Origin of the sequence: Rhizobium sp. rho-13.1, from assembly GCF_007000305.1 — a bacterium.
Taxonomy (GTDB): Bacteria; Pseudomonadota; Alphaproteobacteria; order Rhizobiales; family Rhizobiaceae; genus Rhizobium; species Rhizobium rhododendri.
Genome location: NZ_SCFL01000001.1, coordinates 1,287,887 through 1,302,486, shown reverse-complemented (window position 1 = coordinate 1,302,486; position 14,600 = coordinate 1,287,887). Strand labels below are relative to the sequence as shown.

Annotated in this window: 13 protein-coding genes; 6 read left to right on the top strand and 7 right to left on the bottom strand. The window is 60.2% G+C overall.

Annotated elements, in window-relative coordinates:
• Positions 1–432 precede the first annotated feature (432 nt).
• Positions 433–1,218: a cyclase family protein gene (locus EQW76_RS06420; protein ID WP_142823563.1), complete on the bottom strand. Its 786-nt coding sequence runs from the start codon at positions 1,216–1,218 to the stop codon at positions 433–435.
• 338 nt (positions 1,219–1,556) lie between these two features.
• Here EQW76_RS06420 and EQW76_RS06415 point away from each other — a divergent pair, with 338 nt between their 5' ends.
• The 4 genes from EQW76_RS06415 (at position 1,557) to EQW76_RS06400 (ending at position 5,850) form a co-directional block, all read left to right on the top strand.
• Positions 1,557–3,125 carry an NAD(P)/FAD-dependent oxidoreductase gene (locus tag EQW76_RS06415; RefSeq protein ID WP_142823562.1) on the top strand — a complete coding sequence of 523 codons (1,569 nt, stop codon included), beginning with the start codon at positions 1,557–1,559 and terminating at the stop codon, positions 3,123–3,125.
• Positions 3,126–3,235: 110 nt separating this feature from the next.
• The gene (locus EQW76_RS06410) at positions 3,236–3,751 is read left to right on the top strand and encodes a MarR family transcriptional regulator (protein WP_111222465.1); all 516 of its coding nucleotides are present in this window, start codon (positions 3,236–3,238) and stop codon (positions 3,749–3,751) included.
• Positions 3,752–4,131: 380 nt separating this feature from the next.
• Positions 4,132–4,329, top strand: a complete 198-nt coding sequence (locus EQW76_RS06405; protein ID WP_142823561.1) for a hypothetical protein — start codon at positions 4,132–4,134, stop codon at positions 4,327–4,329.
• Between the two features lie 237 nt (positions 4,330–4,566).
• On the top strand, positions 4,567–5,850 hold the full coding sequence (locus tag EQW76_RS06400) for an MFS transporter (RefSeq protein ID WP_142823560.1): 1,284 nt from the start codon (positions 4,567–4,569) through the stop codon (positions 5,848–5,850).
• Positions 5,851–5,958: 108 nt separating this feature from the next.
• On the opposite strand, the gene EQW76_RS06395 is transcribed toward EQW76_RS06400, so the two are convergent.
• From EQW76_RS06395 to EQW76_RS06380, 4 genes are all read right to left on the bottom strand, one after another.
• Positions 5,959–6,633, bottom strand: a complete 675-nt coding sequence (locus tag EQW76_RS06395) for an amino acid ABC transporter permease (protein ID WP_142823559.1) — start codon at positions 6,631–6,633, stop codon at positions 5,959–5,961.
• Between the two features lie 89 nt (positions 6,634–6,722).
• Positions 6,723–7,520 carry an ABC transporter substrate-binding protein gene (locus EQW76_RS06390; protein WP_142823558.1) on the bottom strand — a complete coding sequence of 266 codons (798 nt, stop codon included), beginning with the start codon at positions 7,518–7,520 and terminating at the stop codon, positions 6,723–6,725.
• An 81-nt stretch (positions 7,521–7,601) separates the two neighbouring features.
• A complete protein-coding gene (locus EQW76_RS06385; RefSeq protein WP_142823557.1) occupies positions 7,602–8,858 on the bottom strand; it encodes a pyridoxal phosphate-dependent aminotransferase in 1,257 nt (418 codons plus the stop codon).
• A gap of 152 nt (positions 8,859–9,010) precedes the next feature.
• Positions 9,011–9,772: an aldolase/citrate lyase family protein gene (locus EQW76_RS06380; RefSeq protein WP_142823556.1), complete on the bottom strand. Its 762-nt coding sequence runs from the start codon at positions 9,770–9,772 to the stop codon at positions 9,011–9,013.
• 134 nt (positions 9,773–9,906) lie between these two features.
• On the opposite strand from EQW76_RS06380, the gene EQW76_RS06375 reads away from it, so the two are divergent.
• Positions 9,907–10,998 (top strand): LLM class flavin-dependent oxidoreductase, encoded by a 1,092-nt coding sequence (locus EQW76_RS06375; RefSeq protein WP_142823555.1) that lies wholly within the window; start codon positions 9,907–9,909, stop codon positions 10,996–10,998.
• A gap of 9 nt (positions 10,999–11,007) precedes the next feature.
• Here EQW76_RS06375 and EQW76_RS06370 read toward each other — a convergent pair whose 3' ends face one another.
• Together EQW76_RS06370 and EQW76_RS06365 are read right to left on the bottom strand one after the other, a co-directional pair.
• Positions 11,008–12,288 carry a cysteine desulfurase-like protein gene (locus EQW76_RS06370; RefSeq protein WP_142823554.1) on the bottom strand — a complete coding sequence of 427 codons (1,281 nt, stop codon included), beginning with the start codon at positions 12,286–12,288 and terminating at the stop codon, positions 11,008–11,010.
• A gap of 475 nt (positions 12,289–12,763) precedes the next feature.
• Entirely contained in the window at positions 12,764–13,720 is a 957-nt protein-coding gene (locus tag EQW76_RS06365; RefSeq protein ID WP_142823553.1) for a DMT family transporter, read from the bottom strand.
• A gap of 110 nt (positions 13,721–13,830) precedes the next feature.
• Here EQW76_RS06365 and EQW76_RS06360 point away from each other — a divergent pair, with 110 nt between their 5' ends.
• Positions 13,831–14,598, top strand: coding sequence for a helix-turn-helix transcriptional regulator (locus tag EQW76_RS06360; protein ID WP_142823552.1), 768 nt, complete (start codon positions 13,831–13,833; stop codon positions 14,596–14,598).
• The last annotated feature ends 2 nt before the right edge of the window (positions 14,599–14,600 follow it).

Sequence of the window (14,600 nt, the reverse complement as noted above, 5' to 3'; positions counted from 1 at the left end):
GCTGCCTCTGCTGCCTCTGCTGCCTCTGCTGCCTCTGCTGCCTCTGCTGCCTCTGCTGCCTCTGTCTCCGCCAGTCTGGCTTTTGCGGGAGGGCGGGAGGTTGCCACGGTTTCCCTCATTCCTGTGCTTGTCACAGGAATCCAGTGCGCCCAAGTCCTTGGGCGCGGGAAGGCTTGTGGCGGACGGTCAAGTGTTTTTTCACGGCGCAGACGCGCCGTGGCTGGATTCCTGTGACGAGCACTGGAATGAGGGTGGGGGATGTATGGGGCGGCGGCTTGCCTAGCGGCGGAGGGCGGAGGCAGCGATTCTGCTTCCGCCAGTCCCTTCACCGCAGCGGGGCTCGAAAGCGCCCGGTGCCCTTTGGCGGACGCTCTCCCGGGCCAAGAGCCTTGCCGGTGGCGGAGAGAGGGAGCGCCTAAGGGCATGGTGCGCCTATTGGGCGATCAGGGCCAGGGCGCGGACGGGGGAGCCGGTGCCGGAGACGATCTTCAGTGGGGCGGCGATGAGAATGGCGCCCTTTGGCGGCAGAAGATCAAGCTGGCAGAGGCTGGCGAGACCGTAGCGGTTGTTCTTGTGCATCAGGTTGTGGGCCGGGAAGGGCGGGTTCATGCCACCGGCCGAGCCGGCATCTGTGCCGATGGTTTCCTGGCCCCAGCCGATGATGTCCTTGGTGAGCAGATATTCGATCGCCTCGGCAGTCGGACCCGGCGAATGCGGGCCGTTCTCGTCGGCGTTCAAGAATGTCTCGGTCGAACCGTTGCGCTTGTACCAGTCAGTGCGCAGCAATACCCAGGATCCGGCTTCGATGTCGCCGTGCTCAGCTTCCCATTCCTTGATGCTGTCGACGGTCAGCAGATAGTCCGGGTTGGCGGCGGCCTCCTTCGAACGATCGATGACATTCACGGGGGCGACGAAATTCTGCGGAGGAATGGTGTCTGTGGTGTTCCGGGGGTTGTCCTTGCCGGTGATCCAGTGGCTCGGTGCATCGAAATGGGTGCCGGTATGCTCGCCGAGTTCCAGCCAGTTCCAGGCCCAGAACGGCCCATCCTCGTTATACTGCGAGATGGTGTGGACCTTGACCTTCGGCGTGTTCTTGCCGAACTGCGGCGGCAGGTAGAGCACCGGGGTGTCGGGGCCGAGCGATGCGGTGAGATCGACGACCTTGATGGAGCCCGAAACGAGGGCGGTGGCCAGGCTTGCAAGCGTGTTCGACGTCATTCGTATGTTCCCCTTGAACGAAAACCGCCGTGCTGGATGGGGCATTGATCTGCCCTTCTTGCGCCCAGGCAGGCGGCTGAATGGGGCAAGCCTATGTCACACCATATGATATTGCAAGCATTTGCGGGGCGGCTCGGGCGTCAAGTTTCAGGCCGCCCGACATTTTGGCAAAGGTGGGCATATGGCCTATAAAACAGGCTCTCCAGTGGCGTTATTCCAGCCAAATTCCGCATCGTCGTGCGGTCCATGACGGGATTTCGAGACCTCTGCCCTTGATGCCGGCGGCGCAGAATGTATGCATGTGATGTATAAAATAATAAGGGAACGGAAGGTGGATCATGGCATACGACGCGGTGGTGGTGGGGGCGGGGCATAACGGGCTTGCGGCAGCGGTACATCTGACCGCAAAAGGCTGGAAGGTTGCAGTCGTCGAGGGCAGCACGACCGCCGGCGGTGCGGTCAAGACTGCGGAGGTGACGCTACCGGGTTTTCGGCACGATCTCTGCGCCATGAACCTATCGATGTTTGCGGGTTCGGCCTTCCTTGCCCAATACAGGCAGGAGCTCGTTGCCAACGGTCTCGGTTTCGTACCGGCCGCCGATTGTTTCGCCAGCGTCTTCCGAGACGGCACGTATCTCGGCGTCAGCACCGATCTCGAAAAGACGGCGGCTGCGATTGCGGCACTTTCGCCGGAGGACGCGGCGGCCTGGCGGGCAATGCTTTCCGAATTCACCACCGATGCGCCGCACATCTTCGGGCTGCTCGGTGCACCCATGCCCTCGCTTGCAGCAGCGAACGTCCTTTGGAAGGCCTGGCGGCAAAAGGGCAGCGGCTGGCTCTACGACACGGTGCGCATGCTGCTTTCCTCTCCGCGCGATTTCCTCGATGCCCGGTTTCGTCACGCGAAGCTTAAGACGATGATGGCCGCCTGGGGGCTACACCTCGATTTTGCACCGGATGTCGCAGGCGGTGCGCTGTTTCCCTATCTGGAATCGATGGCCAACCAGGCCTTTGGCATGGTCATTGGACAAGGCGGTGCGGATACGATCATCAAGGCGATGACGGGCATGCTGACCGCACGCGGGGGCGAGATCCTGCTCGGGACGGCGGTGGACAAGGTGCTGGTGTCCGGCGGCAAGGCGACCGGCGTGCTGCTGGCCGATGGCCGTCGGCTGGAGGCGAGCCGCGCCGTCATCGCCAACGTCAATCCGAAGAACCTCTTCGACAAGCTGCTCGATGCCGATCCGAAACGCCGGGACTTCGATCGCAAGGTCAGCCGGTTCCGCGCCGGACCCGGCACGATGATGATCCATCTGGCGCTGGACAGCCTGCCGGACTGGACGGCCGGAGAGGCGCTGAAGAGCTTTGCCTATGTGCATATCGCACCTGATCTCGAGATGATGTCGAAAGTCTATGCGGAAGCGGCGGCCGGTCTGTTGCCGGTAGAGCCGGCGCTGGTCGTCGGCCAGCCGACCGCCATCGATCCGTCACGGGCGCCTGCCGGAAAGCATGTGCTCTGGGTCCAGGTGCGGGTTCTTCCGGCCGAGATCCTCGGCGACGCCGCTGCGAAGATCGGCGCGCTCAGCTGGGATGCGGTCAAGGAGGACTACGCCGACAGGGTGATCGATATCATCGAGGTCCATGCGCCGGGCCTGCGAGCCAAGATCCTCGCCCGGACGGTCGTCTCGCCTTTGGACCTCGAGCGCGAAAACCCCAACCTCATCGGCGGCGACAGCCTTTCCGGCAGCCATCACCTGGACCAGAATTTCCTGTTCCGTCCCGTCGCCGGATATTCGCGCTACAGGACGCCGGTCGCCGGCCTCTACATGTGCGGTGCGTCCACCTGGCCGGGGGCGGGAACGGGAGCTGGCTCCGGCTTCCTGCTTGCCCGGATGCTGGCGAAGTGATGCTATCCACTGGCGTGCAAGGCAGCCCGACCCGAAACCTTTGACATTTCAAATATTGCTTCGTATGCCATGGAAACACGGATTGCGGTCCAGGAATTCGAGCGGGGATCATGGCCGAAGCAGAAAGCGAAACTGTCGACCTGGAGGCGATTGCCCACGGCGCCCAGGATGGCAAGAAGCAGGAACTGCGCCTCTGGTTGCGCATGCTGTCGACCACGAAGCTGATCTCGCAGGAAGTGCGCCGCCGGCTGCGGGCCGAATTCGGCGCGACGCTGCCGCAGTTCGACCTGATGGCGCAGCTTTATCGCGAAAGTGACGGGCTGAGGCTCGGCGAGCTCTCAAAACGGACGATGGTCACCAACGGCAACGTCACGGGGCTTGTCGAGCGGCTGGAAATCGACGGCATGGTTTTGCGCGAAACGCCCCACGGCGACCGGCGCGTGACCGTCGCCAAGTTGACGGCCAAGGGCGAAAAGCTGTTCACCGCCATGGCCGCCGCCCACGAAGGGTGGCTGCGCGACATGCTGGGAGACGTAGACCCGTCCATCATCGCAGAACTCTGGACCGACATCGGCACCGTCAAGGCCTCCGTCAGCAACCACCTTTCGGGCGGGGAGTTTGATTAAGAGTTGGCGGCAGAGCAGCAGCCAAATCTAGTGGGCATTATTGGCAATCGACGTCGCATGGCGACGCAAATCAAAGATTCTGTGGTGGATATTTCTTCTATTATTATGTATATTTTTCTTTAGCAGACCTTCCGTTTTATTTTTTACCTTAATAAATTTCATTTATATAATATTATAACTATAATTTCGCTTGTAAATTACCGCCCATGCTGGCCTGTTCTCAAAATTTTTCGTGAAACAGGCATTGTTATCTCTAAAAGTTGGCATTGCAAATATAGTTGCAATAATACCACTTCTGCAAATTTGTCCCCAGCTTACATCTGATGGCTAGCAATCCGCGTTAGTTGTTTGTTAAGCATGAATTTCAGCTAGGGGATGATATGATCGCGGTTTTGAACAGGTTATTTGGGGCAACAGAGAAGTGGGAGCCTTGTGTTGCCACCGGTGTTGTTGAGCTTGAATCCGGCATCTCACTTGATGGCCCCCTCATGAAGAAATCCTCACCGATGGGTGTTGTTTATCGGGAGATGACTACTGAGGAATACACGGATTATCTTTACTGGCAGGCCATAAAGTGAGCAGGTCGACATTCGCTCAATCGCATTAATTATTTTATTTCACGAATATATACGTATGAAGCACTTCTCTCCAAATTTGAATTGGGCTGCCACTATCAGCTCTATCTACTAACGCATCAAACGGCGCTCCACCAAATCCGCGACACAACTGTAAGTTTCCCTTACAGGGTTGCCAGCCTTTGCGCCGGCACTAGGTGACGGGAGGCTGATTGTTATTTTGCGAGGAGGAGACGCGGCATGGTTTCGGAACAGGCACTTATCAGGAAGATCACCTGGCGGCTCATGCCGTTTTTGGGTCTCCTCTACCTCATCGCCTATATCGACCGGCAAAATGTCAGCTATGCGAAGCTCCAGATGGTCGATACGCTTGGCATGAGCGAATACGCCTATGGCCTTGGTGCATCCTTGTTCTTTGTCGGCTATTTCATTTTCGAAATCCCGGCAAACCTGTTTCTGACGCGGTTCGGAGCCCGTGTGTGGTTCACGCGGATCATGGTCAGCTGGGGCCTGGTGACGATCGCGCTGGCATTCACGCAGAACATGACGATGTTCTACATCCTGCGCTTCCTGCTCGGCGTCGCCGAAGCCGGCTTCTTTCCGGGCGTGCTGTTTCTCCTGACCCTCTGGTTTCCCCGGAACTATCGAGGGCGCATGGTCGGCCTGTTCATGATCTTCAGCGCCATCGCCAATGCTGTCGGCGCGCCGCTTGGCGGCATGTTGCTGGATCTGCACGGCTTTCTCGGCCTTGCCGGTTGGGAGTGGGTGTTCCTCGCCACCGGTATCCCCGCCGTCGTGGTGGGTCTGGTGACATTCTTCTATCTGGACGACCGGCCGGAAGAGGCAAAATTCCTCAACGATGCTGAAAAGCTGTGGCTGAAAGAGCGGCTGGCGCAGGAAAACCAGGGCATGGACGGGACTGCTGATGACGGTTTCAAGGCGCTTATCAACCCGCGGGTGATGCTGATGGCTATCTGCTACATCGGTTTTCCGCTGGCAGCCTACGGGTTGAGCTACTGGCTGCCGACCATCGTCAAGGGCTTCGGCGTCACCAACACAGTCAACGGCTTCATCAACATCATCCCTTGGGTGGTCGTGGCGATTGCCCTCTGGGTCGTGCCTGCCGCTGCCGACAAGACGGAAGCAAAGACACCCTACATCGCCGGACCTGCTTTCGTCGGCGCCATCGCCCTGACGCTATCCGCCCTTGTCACTTCGCCGCTGCTACAGTTCATCTTTCTCTGCATCGCCGCGGCCGGCATTTTTGCCGGGCAGCCGGTGTTCTGGAGCCTGCCATCGCGCTTCCTCCGGGGTGCCGGCGCCGCAGCGGGCCTGGCCGCCATCAACTCGGTCGGCAATCTCGGTGGCTTCATCGCGCAGAACGTGGTGCCGTGGATCAGCGATGCCACCGGAAGCAAGATCGTGCCGATGTTCTTCCTTGCCGCATGCCTGGCAGCCGCAGGCCTGCTGGTGATCATCGTCGAACGCGCCCTTGGCCGTAAGGCAGAAGTCGGTTCGGCGTAGGAGCTGAATGTTTTCCGCTCTGGAGTGCCTTCTTGCGGAGGCACTCCGCAATGATTGCTGCCGGTGCTGTCCAAGAGACTACGTCTGCCGTCCAGGCAACCGCAGACTTCAATGGGCCTTTTCGGTCTTGAAGCGCTTTTCCAGCATGCTCACCAGTCGCACCATTGGCCATAGCAGGATGATGTAGACGAGTGCTGCGCCGATCAGGGGCGAGGGGTTGGCGTAGAGGGCCTGGGCGTCCTGCGCTTCCTTCAACAGTTCCGGCAGGGCGACGGTCGAGGCGAGCGAGGTATCCTTGAACATCGATACGCAATTGCTGGTCATCGGCGGAATGACGATGCGGATCGCCTGCGGCAGGACCACCTTGTAGAGCGTGACGATGAACGGCAGGCCGAGGGCTGAGGCTGCCTCGAACTGGCCCCTCGCGACGCTCTCGATGCCGGATCGGAATACCTCGGCGGAGTAGGCGGCCATGACGATGGAAAAGGCGATGACGGCCGATGCCCAGGACGTTAGCCTGATGCCAAGGAACGGCAGGGCATAATAGATCAGGATGAGGACGACGAGGACGGGCGTCGCCCGCAGGATGTCGATATAGCCAACAGCGAGCAGCCGGAATGGTTTCGGCGCATAGAGCCTGACCAGGCTGATGACGAGGCCGAAGGGAACGCCGATGAGGATGCTCATCATGCCGAGCAGGATGGTGTTCCACAATCCCCGCAGCAGGGCCGGTATGGACGACATCAGGACGTCGTAGTTGAAGAAGGTCTCGACGAGCGACATGGTATCCACCGGTCTTGCAAGCGTTCAGTCCGTCACATCCATGCCGGCTTCGGGGCGACCGGCATGGATCATGGCAGTTTATGGTTCGATCAAGCCTTGGGGATCGGCATTTCGACGACGGTGGAGGAGCCAGCCGGTGCATCGCTGCCAAACCACTTCTTGTGGATCGCCTGCAAGGTGCCGTCTTTTTTCATCGCTGTCAGGGCATCGTTGAGCTTGTTGAGCAGTGGGGAATCCTTCGTCATCATCAGGCCGTACTGTTCGCCTGTCTTGATGCGCTCCTTTACGGCGAAGCCTTTCATCTTGACGAACAGGTATTCCATGCCGGGCACGTCGCTGACCACGGCATGGACCCGGCCGGCGCCGAGATCGAGGAACATTTCCTGCTGGGCATTGTAGCCCTTGACGTCTGCAAAGCCATCTGCGGCCTTATGCTCGTCGACCCATTTAGCGCCGGTCGAGCCGGACAGCACGCCGATGGTCTTGCCCTTGAGATCGGCAATGCCCTTGATGGCGCTGTCGGCCTTGGCGGCGATGCCCATGTCGGAATCGTAGTAGGGCTGGGTGAAGGACTGCGACTTCAGCCGCTCCGGCGTGATGGTGATCGACGAGATCGCAACGTCGATGCGCTTGGACGAGGTTCCGGCGAACAGCGCCTGGAAGCCATAGTCGGCGATTTCGGGGGTCATTCCGGCGCGCTTGGCGGCTTCCTTGACGATGTCGACCTCGAAGCCCTCGAAGGCGCCCGAGTCCGTCTTGTACTCAAACGGCGGGTTGCTCGGGTAGGAACCGACGTTCAACGTCTCTGCCGCATGGGCAATGGACGACCCGCCGGCAAGGCTGATGGCGGCGGCGAGCACCAATAGATTACGACGCGTAAGGCTCATGTCTGTTTCCCTCTGGTTATGGACCCGTGGGCATCGTTGGCCCACGCGGGTAGCATCGGCGCGGCCCTTAAGGGCTGGCCGTCATGTCATGGCGCCAACCATGCGGTCGAGCGCAGTGCGGATCTGTTCGATGTCGCGGAAGATGCACATGCGCAGGAAGGCGCGGGAGCTGTCTCCGAAGAGATAGCCCGGGGCCAGGCCGACGCGCGAGGTCTCCAGGATGCGGGTGCAGGCAGCGCGGGCATCGCTTTCGCCTTCGAGCGCGAAGAACGCATACATGCCGCCGCGCGGTTTTACCGGCAGGACGATGCCCGGAATCTGCGGAAGTTTCTCGTAGGCGAGGTCGAGGCCGGCCTTGATCTTCTGCCTGACATCCTCGACCAGCGGCTCGCCATCCCTGACGGCAGCCAGTGCTCCAGCCTGGATCATACCGGCCGTGCCGCTGTTGATATATTGCGTCATCGCCGCCAGCTGGTCGGCGACGCCGGACGGGTGGGTGAGCCAGCCAATGCGCCAGCCGGTCATCGCCCAGGCTTTTGAAAAGCTGTTCACCGAGATCACCCGGTCGCCGTCATCGGCAACCTGGAGGATCGAGGGTGCAACGATCCCTTCGAAATAGAGCCGCGCATAGACCTCGTCGGAGATGATCCAGATGCCGGTCCGGCGGCTGAACTCGAGCAGCGCCTTCATCTCGTCGTGCGAAGCCGTCCAGCCGGTCGGATTGGAGGGTGTCGACAGGCAGATTGCCCGGGTGCGGGCGTCGCAGCGGGCAAACAGCTTGTCGAGATCGAGGTGCCAGTCGGTGTCGAAGTCGAGCGGCACCGGCCGGGGCTCGCCGCCGATCAGGTGGATGGCATTGTGAATGTTCGGCCACTGCGGCGCGACGTAGACGACATTGCTGCCGACATCGACCAGCAGCTGGAGGGCGAGATAAAGCGCTTGCATGCCGCCTGGCGTGATCGTCGTACGCTGGATCGGAATGTCGCGGTCGTGCAGCCGCGACTGATAGGCCGAAAGGGCTTCGTTGAGCGGACCGGAGCCGCGCATATTGGGGATGTAGAAAGTGGCGCCGTCATCGAGTGCCTGCTTGGCGGCATCGCGGATGAAAGCCGGCGTTACCATGTCGCCTTCGCCGTACCAGAGCGGGATCACATCTCCGAGTTCGCGTGCACGCATGGCGAGCTCGGCAATATTCTCGGTGTGCAGGTCGCGGATCTGGGCGCGGATGCCGTCGAAAGCGTAATGGTCGTTGTCGGCTGCGGGTGATGCTCGTAAAGGCACGGTCTTTTCCTTGAAATTCAGATGTCGGAACGTCGCCGATAGTTTCGGAAGACGCATGGATCACCCCTTGATTTCGAATGGTTATCCAAAACGAAGGGCATTTCAAGAAAAAAATTTGAAGCTTAAAAAGTCTCTGGAAAAAGCATATTTCTGACGTTTGAAAATTGGCTTCAAGTCGTTGATGTTGCTAACTTAAATATCGGTTGTTGCTAAGCGCAAGAATTGCGCGCTTTTGCAGCGTTTTCCGCCATGGCGGCTCCAAGAAACATTGTGTCGCTGGCCAGCAGGAAGAAACTGATGCCGGCCGCCGACCAGGTCGCGATATCGAATGTCGAAGGACGGAAAATGCCGACAGTCCGGCCGGCTGCAAGCGCCGTTTCCGTGATGGCATGAATGGCCTTGTCGAGCCTGTCCTTGCCATCTGGCCCGAGTGCATCGATCGACACCGACAGGTCGCCGGGGCCGATGAAAATGACATCGACACCCTCGACGGCCGCGATCTCCGCGATGTTGGCAAGGCCTTCAGCCGTCTCGACCTGGATGGCGAGAACGAGGGATTCATTGGCTGTCGCGAGGTAGTCCGGGATGCGATAGCCGTAGGCTGCGGCTCGACCTGGGCCGACGCCTCGCTCGCCGACCGGCGGGTACCGCGTTGCCATCACTGCGGCCGTGGCCTCTGCGGCATTGGAGATGCGCGGCACCAGCACGCCGGCTGCTCCAGCATCGAGAACGGCGGCGATGGATTCCGGCGCATGGCCGGGCACCCGGACAATTGCAGGCACGCGATGCACGTCGGCGGCGCGGATGAGATCCTCGATGCGCTCGCGACTGATCTGCGCGTGCTCCCAGTCGATGCAGAGAAAATCGACGCCTGCCATTGCCACGACTTCGACGGCGACAGGGTGGGGGATGGCCGAGAACGTGCCGATCAGCGGAGCGCGGTCGAGGCAGCGCTGGCGAAAACTGGTCATGGTGGATCCCCGGATGGCGGCATTGGTTTGTTCACCGATAAACCTAAACGCAAAGTCTGCGAAAGCGAAATCTATTTTAGGCTTGAAATATTTTATCCTGCACGTAGCCTGACTGGAAAGGTGAGGGAGAAACCATGATCAAGCAGCATCCGCTCAAGGGGCCGAACAAGCTGAAGCTTGGCGTGTTTTCGACCAATGCCGATGGTGGGCTGGCGATCACCGATGTGCCGGAGCGGTGGACGGCAAGCTGGGAGGACAATCTTGCTGCGGCAAAGATCGCCGACCGCGCCGGGCTGGAATTCCTGCTGCCGATTGCCCGCTGGCGCGGTTTCGGTGGCCGCAACAGGGTGCGCGAATGGTCGTTCGAGACTTTCACCTGGGCAGCCGCGCTCGCCGCCTCGACCAAGCAGATCGGCCTGTTCATGACAGTCCACGTGCCACTCGTTCATCCGCTCTACGCCGCAAAATCGCTGGCGACGGTCGACCATGTCAGCTGCGGCAGGGCAGGCCTCAACATCGTCTGCGGCTGGAACCCGAAGGAATTCGGCATGTTCGGCACGCCCCTGGTCGAGAAGGGCTATGATCAGGCAGCCGAGTGGCTCGATATTGTCGAGCGCGCCTACGGCCCCGATCAGCCCTTCGATTTCAACGGTGTCTACTACAGCCTGAAGGATGCAGTCAGCCGGCCGGCGAGCCTGCAGATGCCTCGCCCGGTGACCATGAATGCAGCATTCGGCGGTCCGGGTCGGGATTTCGCCGCAGCCCATTGCGATTACCTGTTCACCACGTTCACGGAGATGGCGGATGCCGGAAAGCCGGTTGCCGATATCCGCGAGCGGGCGGAGGCCAAAGGCCGGGATGTAGGCGTCTACACCGTCTGCCATGTCGTCTGCCGCGAGAGCCGGCAGGAAGCGCAGGATTATTACGTGCGCTACGCCGTCACCATGGCCGATCACGAGGCGGTCGATGCCCATATGGCAGGCAAGAAGGAGTTCTCACAATCGCATGATGCCGGAGCCTATGACCGCTATCGCCAGCGCTTTGCAGGTGGTGCCGGAAGCTATCCGCTGATCGGGACGCCGGAGAGCATCGCCGCTGAAATGATCGAGATCAGCGAAAAAGGCTATGCCGGCATAGCCCTTTCCTTCGTCAACTACACGCAGGAACTGCCATATTTCTGCGACCGCGTGCTGCCGATCCTGCAGCAGGCGGGGTATCGGATGTGAGAATGCATTTCACCGATGGCGGGCGATGATGTTGCCGAGGACTAGGTCGAAGCGGGCGGCTTCCGCCAGGGTGTTGTAGTGCACCATGGAAATCCTGAGCGCGCCCTGTTCCATGGTCAGCCCGAGACGTCTCATCAGACGCGGGGCGAACATGTGGCCGTCGCGCAGGCCGATGCCGGCTTCGCCCATTTCACTGGCAATCTGCTGGGGCGTGATGCCGGGGATGTTGAAGCATATTGTCGGCACGCGACCGGCAATGTTGGTCTCGTCGGAGATGCCGTAGATCACTGCGCCGTGACGCTTGAGGATTGCCAGCAATTCGCGCGACAGGGTCGTTTCATAGGCGCGGATGGCGCCCATGGCGGCGGCTATGGCAGCGCGTCGGGAGTGTTCTCCGGCGGACAGGAAGCGGCGGCCGAGGGTTTCTAGATATTTGACGGCAGCGTTCATGCCGGCCACGTTCTCGTAGGCGAAGGTGCCGACCTCGATCTTGTAGGGCGGGACATCCGGAATGAAGTCTTCCTTGAACGTCGGCAGCTTCACCAGCGCATCGTAGCGGCCCCACAGGAACCCCATGTGCGGCGAAAAATTCTTGTAGCCGGAGCAGACGAGATAGTCGCAGTTCCAGTTCTGCACATCGATCAGGCTGTGCGGGCCGTAGTGGACGCTATCGAGAAAGACTTCTGCGCCGGCGGCATGAGCCAACTGCCCGACCGTCTTGACATCGACGATGGTGCCGATCGAATGGGCCGTGACGGTGCAGGCGACGAGGCGGGTGCGCTCCGAGAGCAGCGGCTTCAGATCATCCGTATGCAGCGTACCGTCTTCGCGCATGTGCCACCAGACGATCCTAGCGCCATCGGCCTCCAGCGCCATCCAGGTGGCGATGTTTGCGTCATGGTCCATGTCGGTGACGATGATCTCGTTGCGTGTCTCCAGCATCCTTGCAATGCCAAGGCTAACGAGCCGGATGAAAGATGTGGCGTTTAGGCCGAAGGAGATTTCTTCCGGTCGGTAGGCGTTGACGAGCAAGCCAACGGTCACGCGTGCCTCATCGAGATTACGGTCGACACCTTGGCTGTGCTGGTATTTGGCCATGCGCTGGACGTTGAAGTCGATGAGGTGGTTTGCAACTGCGTCGACAACAGCCTGCGGCACCTGCGCGCCACCGGCATTGTCGAGAAAGACAAAATCGCCGGCCTTCTGCAGTGCCGGAAACATGCCGCGCAGCTCCTCGACCGGAAAGCCGTTTTCGCCGGTAAACGTCGTGTCGGAAGCTGCAGCGTTCATGGGTGTCTCGCGGGGGCGCCGTTTCGTTTGGTCGGCTTGAGGCGGGGTCCCCTGCCGTCTCGCAAGCATATGATCACGAGATATTTTATAGTTCAACTAAATTCGAGGGTGGTCTTGGGATCGGCTCGGTGAGCTTGATACTGTACTTGCAAAATTGGTTGGTTCGACATATCTTGGAGCGGTGGATGGAGCGCTAACTCCACCCACCATTTTTTTATGATAAAAAGTTAACCCGCACGGTCATTGACCAGCCTGTGCGGGTTTTTCTTACCACAAACGTGAAACTAAGCGGTATGTACCACATAGATCACCTCCGTTTTCAGTAACGAGGCCCTCGCCTGGGTCGAGGAGGCCCGTCTTCCTCGATGCACCGCTGGCCACGGTGCCTGCTGCTTTCGCTACCGACTCTATCAGTCATAGTCGAAGTGGATGAGTAAGATAGAAAAATCGCCTTAAGATTGTATTTGGTGGAAGATCACGACCTGTGTTGAACAGGGTTGGTGACGGCTTTTGCCATTATGCGAGAGGGTTTGCGCTGGCGAAGGCCGATGCCAACGCCGGCCAGCGCAAGTGCACCGCCGATGGCGTGGTAGGCGTGCAACTCCTCCTTGAGAATAGCCCAAGCAAGAATGGCGACGACGACCGGGAGCAGGTTGATGAAGAGGGCGGTGCGGGCGGCACCGAGCCTGCGGATCGCCGTCATCCAGTAGAGTGGCGCAATCAGGGAGGTGGGGATGGCGGCGTAGAGGATGAGCGGCAGGTTTGCCGTCGTGATCGGCGAAATCGTCCCCATCAGCCAGACGGGAACCAGCATCAAGGTCGCAAAGGCGATCTGCCAGAACAGCTGCAGCCAGAGCGACAGCGGAATGGTCCAGCGCTTCAGCAGGACGCCGTAGAGCGAGTTTGCCGCAATCGCGATCAGCATCAGGCCATCGCCGAGGTGAAATCCACCGGTCAGGAGCGTGGCGGGATGGCCGTGCGACGTGAGGTAGACGAGGCCGGCGAGCGATACGGCGCCGCCGGCGAGACGGTTGAACGATAGTCTTTCCGCGGCAAGCAGGCTTGCAAGCAGCGCCGACATCAGCGGCATCAGTGCCAGCATAACGCCCATATTGACGGCGGTCGTGGTCTTCGCCGCCTCATAGGCAAGGCTCTGGTAGACGACCATGCCAAGCGCTCCTAGCACTGCCAGTTGCAACCAGTGACGCGCCGCGACGGCTCGCTGTTGCCAGGCTGCCTTGGCGACAAAGGGCAGCAGGACGAGGAAAGCGATCAGCCAGCGATAAAACGCGATCGATCCCGGAGCGATGACGCCGAATGCCGCCTCCGTGACAATGACGTTGCCGGACCAGATCAGCACGGTCGCAAACGGCGCGAAGGCCGAAGCCGGGGTCAGCGGCGTGGCTGTCTCGATGGATTTTCCGTCGGCCATGGATATTCCCGCAGAATGATAATGGAGATGTCTGCTGCAGGGATGTGTTTAGCGGTTGTCCGATTAGTGGTATATAGCGAATTCCAGAAAGCCAATCCCGGAATGCCGCCATGTCCCTTCGATCCCCACGCCTTGACGGAGAGCCGCCAGCCCCGGTCTCCTTCCGAACCGAGAGTTACGTTGGAGGTACGGTCTTTCCGGCCAAGAGCCAGGAGTGGGGCGAGCTGAACTATGCGCTCGTCGGCGTCGCGGAACTGGACATCGAAGGTGTCCGCTATCTCTCCCCACCGCATTACGGCATATGGCTGCCGCCCTACACCCTGCATGAAGCGTGGATCAGGCATGACGTTCGCTACGTCACGGTGTATGTCGCCCGTGAGTTGTGTGCCGACCTGCCGCCCGTTCCGCAGACGCTCAGCCTCAGTCCGCTGTTGAAGGCTATACTGGCGGACTTTGCGATCCGCGACGTCGGCGTGCCACAAACGACGGAGGATCTACGGCTGGCGCAGGTGCTAGTCGATCAGATACGGCTGGCGGAGCGCTGCGAAAGCTATCTGCCGCTGTCGGTCGATGCGTTGCTCGGACCTGTGCTGTCTGCCCTGCAGGAGTCGCCAGGGGATCGCCGGTCCCTCGAAGAATGGGCGCGGATGATGAAAACAACCGAGCGGACACTTTCGAGGCGATGCCAGGACGAGCTTGGAATGTCGTTCAACGACTGGCGGCAGCGATTGAAGCTGGTTGCGGCGCTGGCGATGCTCGAAGCCGACATGCCAGTGCGCCGGGTGGCGCAAGAACTGGGATATGGCAGCGCGTCTGCATTTATTGCCATGTTCCGACGCCTGACCGGCAGCAGCCCCACGCAGATGCGCCGGAGATGAGG